Raw genomic sequence first — 3,535 nt, 5'->3', positions numbered from 1 at the left:
TTGGTCATTCAGGGGGATAGCCGGCGTCGATACGATGGCCGGCGCGTTCGGCATGGCGCCGCAGCCGGCGCGGACGTCGAAGGGGGCGGAGCCGAAGCCCCGCCCCGCCCGATGTCAGAGCAACCGCTTGCGCATCGCCTGGGACAGCATGTCGATGGCGGTCACGGCCACGACGATGATGATGACGATGGCCGAGACGGCGTTGAAGTCGAAGGCGTTCATCCGGTCGAACAGCACCTGGCCGATGCCGCCCGCGCCGATCAGGCCCAGGACGGTGGCCGAGCGGCTGTTGGATTCGAAGCGATAGAGGGCGAACGAGGTCCACAGCGGCGCGACCTGGGGGATCACGCCCCAGACGATCTCGTGCAGCTTGGAGGCGCCGGTGGCGCGGACGCCCTCGACCGGGCCCTTGTCGATCGACTCGACCGCTTCGGAGAACAGCTTGGCCAGCACGCCGGCGGTGTTCAGGGCGATGGCCAGGACGCCGGGCAAGGGGCCCAGGCCCACGGCGACCACGAACAGCAGGCCGATGACCAGGTCGGGGATCGAACGCAGCAGGTTCATGACCCAGCGCACCGGCGTCACCACCCACACCGGGGCGATGTTGCGGGCGGCGGCCAGACCCATGGGCACGCCCAGGAAGACGGCGATGAAGGTGCCCCACAGGGCGATCTGCACCGTCTCCCACATCTTTTCGACGAACAGGCGCCAGTCGGTGAAGTCCGGACGCAGCAGCTCGCGGGCGAAGACCTGGGTGTGTTCGGCGTTGTTGAACAGGCGCGGGAAATTGCCCAGGTCGACGGGGCCGAAGCTGAACACCAGCAGGACGGCGACGCCGCCCCAGATCAGCACGTCCAGCGCCCAGGCGCCGAGCGATTTCGACGGCGGCTGGGGAACCGGCGTGTCCGGCACGGTCGTGGCGGCGGTGGTCGGGCTCAAGGCTGGACCTCACGCAGGGCGCGAAGGCGTTGCAGTTCACGCTCGGCGGCGGCCTGGGCGGCGGTGTCGCCCTTGGCGCGGGCTTCGGTGCGCTTCTGGTCGGCGACCATTTCGCGGATCGGGTTCAGGTAGCTGTCGTCGGCGGCGCGGAACATCGAATAGTTCAGGCCCAGCAGCACCTGGCGCTGACGCTCGGCCTCGGCGCCTTCGCCCTGGCCATAGGTCAGGAAGAAGCTGCGGATCTTTTCCTTCAGCGCGGGGTCCAGATCGTCGCGCACGACGATGCCCGACTCGGGGATCGGCGGCGAGGTCCAGATGTCTTCCAGCTGGGCGCCGATCTGGGGGTTCTCGCGGTTGATGAAGACGGTGTTGACCGTGTTCGAGGTGGCCACGTCGACCACGCCGGTGGCGACCGCGAAGGCGTTGGCCTGGTGGTTGGCCGCGCGCACCGTCTTGAAGCACTGGGCCGGATCGATGTCGCGCGGATTGAACAGGAAGGTCAGGGGGGCCAGCGTGCCCGAGGTCGATTGGGCGTCGCCCAGGCCGAAGTCCAGCGTCTTGCCGCAGGCCAGAACCTGATCCAGCGTGACGCCCGAACCCTTTTTGACGATCAGGGTCGATTGGTAGCTGTCGCGCCCTTCGGGATCGACGATGCGGGCGATGACCTCGGCGTCGGCGCGCTCGATCGCTTCGAGCATCGGCTTGGCCGAGAACCAGCCCACCTGGGTCTGGTTGCCGCGCATGGCCTCGACCAGCACGGTGTAGTTGGAGCCGAAGTACGGCTTGACCGTCACGCCGGTCGCCTTGGACATGTCGTCCAGCAGCGGCTGCCACAGCGGGCCGGACGAGGCCTGACCTTCGGCCGACAGGATGGAGAAGACGATCTCGGTCGGCGCGCCGCCGGCCTTGTCTTCGCTCTTGCCGCACGAGCCCAGGCCGACGGCCAGGGCGGCGACGCCGGCGACGGCGACCAGACGGCGGGTGAGTGAGATGCGGGTCATACCTTGGCTTCCCAGAACGCGTCCTCGAACTCGGGACCGTAGATGTCGATCAGACGCTTGGTGTCGAGACCGGTCGAGGGGCCGTCATAGACCACCTTGCCCTTTTGCAGGGCGATGACCCGGTCGCAGTAGCGGATGGCGTAGTCGACCTGGTGCAGGGTGACGATCACCCCCAGGCCGTCGCGCTTGTTCAGTTCGACCAGCAGCTCCATCACCTTGCGGGCGGAGACGGGGTCGAGCGAGGCCACCGGCTCGTCGGCCAGGATGGCCTGGGCGCCCTGGACCAGGGCGCGGGCGATGGCGCCGCGCTGCTGCTGGCCGCCGGACAGGGTGTTGGCGCGCTGGGCCGCATAGTCGGACACGCCGACGCGGTGCAAGGCCGCCATGGCCCGGTCCTTGTCGCCCTTGGGCCAGAGGCCGAAGACGCCGCGCCAGCCGGGCAGGCGCCCCAGCGCGCCCAGCATGACGTTGGAGAAGAGCGACAGCCGGCCGACCAGGTTGAACTGCTGGAAGATCATGCCCAGCTTGCCACGCGCCTGGCGCACGGCGCCGGTGACGCGGCCGTTCTTCTGGACCGTTTGGCCGAACACCTGGATCTCGCCCTTGCCGGGGTCGATCGGGTGAAGGCCGGTGATGGAGCGCAGAAGCGTGGACTTGCCCGAACCGGAAGGACCGATCAGGGCGACCATTTCGCCGGCGGCCACATCGACGGACACGCCGTCGAGCGCCTTTCTGGCTCCGTAGGTCTTCGAGACGTCGCGTACGGACGCGACGGCGGCTGTTGAAGAACTCATGGACCCGTGGATGCGGTTGCGAGAAGGGGCGCCGCATGACGCGCCAGCGGCGGTTCGGCAAGTCTTAATGACACGTCTGCGTCGATTTCGTCCACCCTGCGACGGTCATACGCGCCCAAGCGACCGGTTTGACCACGAAATTACCTCTTTACATGACAGTCTGCGGTCCCTAAATCGCGCGTTCCGGCGGACCCCGTGGTCTAACCGTTAAGCGCTGCTAACGCCGGTCTGGGTTAACAATTAGCAGGGGGTTACGTGAATTGCGCACGTACCAGCTTCCCCTGGACCTGGTCCGTGAGCGGTCCCCCGAACGTCCCGTCGCCCTGGTGCGGCCGCGTTCGGTTTCCGTAGCGGCGCGCTGGTTCCAGGATAATCTAAAAGCCGACGTCTTCTATGCGGTGAAGGCGAACCCGTCGCGTTGGGTCATCGAGACCCTGGTCGAGGCGGGCGTCAACGCCTTTGACGTGGCGTCTCTGGCCGAGATCGAGCTGGTTCGCTCGGTCAGCCCCGACGCGCGCCTGGCCTTCATGCACCCGGTCAAGAGCCGGGGCGCGATCACCCGCGCCTATTTCGATCACGGCGTCCGCACCTTCTCGCTGGATTGCCAAGAGGAGCTGGCCAAGATCCTCGACGCCACCGGCAATGCGGCCGACCTGAACCTGGTCGTGCGCATGGGCGTGTCGGCGGACGGCGCGGCCTATTCGCTGTCGGGCAAGTTCGGCGTCTCGCCGGATCAGGCCCCCGCCCTGCTGCTGGCCGTGCGCCAGGCGGTTCAGGACGGCCTGATGGGCGTGTCGTTCC

4 protein-coding genes are annotated in these 3,535 nt (G+C 67.7%); 1 reads left to right on the top strand and 3 read right to left on the bottom strand.

Going from position 1 to position 3,535, the window contains the following annotated elements; translation table 11 throughout:
- Positions 1-114: 114 nt before the first annotated feature.
- From phnE to phnC, 3 genes are read right to left on the bottom strand one after another with little or no spacing between them, the layout of a single operon-like run.
- On the bottom strand, positions 115-939 hold the full coding sequence (gene phnE / locus VGE49_RS01770; protein ID WP_331032872.1) for a phosphonate ABC transporter, permease protein PhnE: 825 nt from the start codon (positions 937-939) through the stop codon (positions 115-117).
- Entirely contained in the window at positions 936-1,940 is a 1,005-nt protein-coding gene (gene phnD / locus VGE49_RS01765) for a phosphate/phosphite/phosphonate ABC transporter substrate-binding protein (RefSeq protein ID WP_331032871.1), read from the bottom strand. The genes phnE and phnD overlap by 4 nt, the downstream gene beginning before the upstream one ends.
- Positions 1,937-2,734, bottom strand: coding sequence for a phosphonate ABC transporter ATP-binding protein (gene phnC / locus VGE49_RS01760; RefSeq protein ID WP_331032870.1), 798 nt, complete (start codon positions 2,732-2,734; stop codon positions 1,937-1,939). The genes phnD and phnC overlap by 4 nt, the downstream gene beginning before the upstream one ends.
- A gap of 260 nt (positions 2,735-2,994) precedes the next feature.
- On the opposite strand from phnC, the gene VGE49_RS01755 reads away from it, so the two are divergent.
- Positions 2,995-3,535 (top strand): type III PLP-dependent enzyme domain-containing protein (locus VGE49_RS01755; protein ID WP_473964826.1); only part of this gene is annotated, 541 nt, incomplete at its 3' end.

Origin of the sequence: Brevundimonas sp. (assembly GCF_036405315.1) — a bacterium.
Taxonomy (GTDB): domain Bacteria; phylum Pseudomonadota; class Alphaproteobacteria; order Caulobacterales; family Caulobacteraceae; genus Brevundimonas.
Note: the sequence above shows the minus strand (reverse complement) of the source record. Positions and strands in the feature narration are given on the sequence as shown.

Coding starts and splice junctions, on each gene's coding strand:
- phnD (WP_331032871.1), bottom strand. CDS start 1,940: ATGACCCGCATCTCACTCACCCGCCGTCTGGTCGCCGTCGCCGGCGTC.
- phnC (WP_331032870.1), bottom strand. CDS start 2,734: ATGAGTTCTTCAACAGCCGCCGTCGCGTCCGTACGCGACGTCTCGAAG.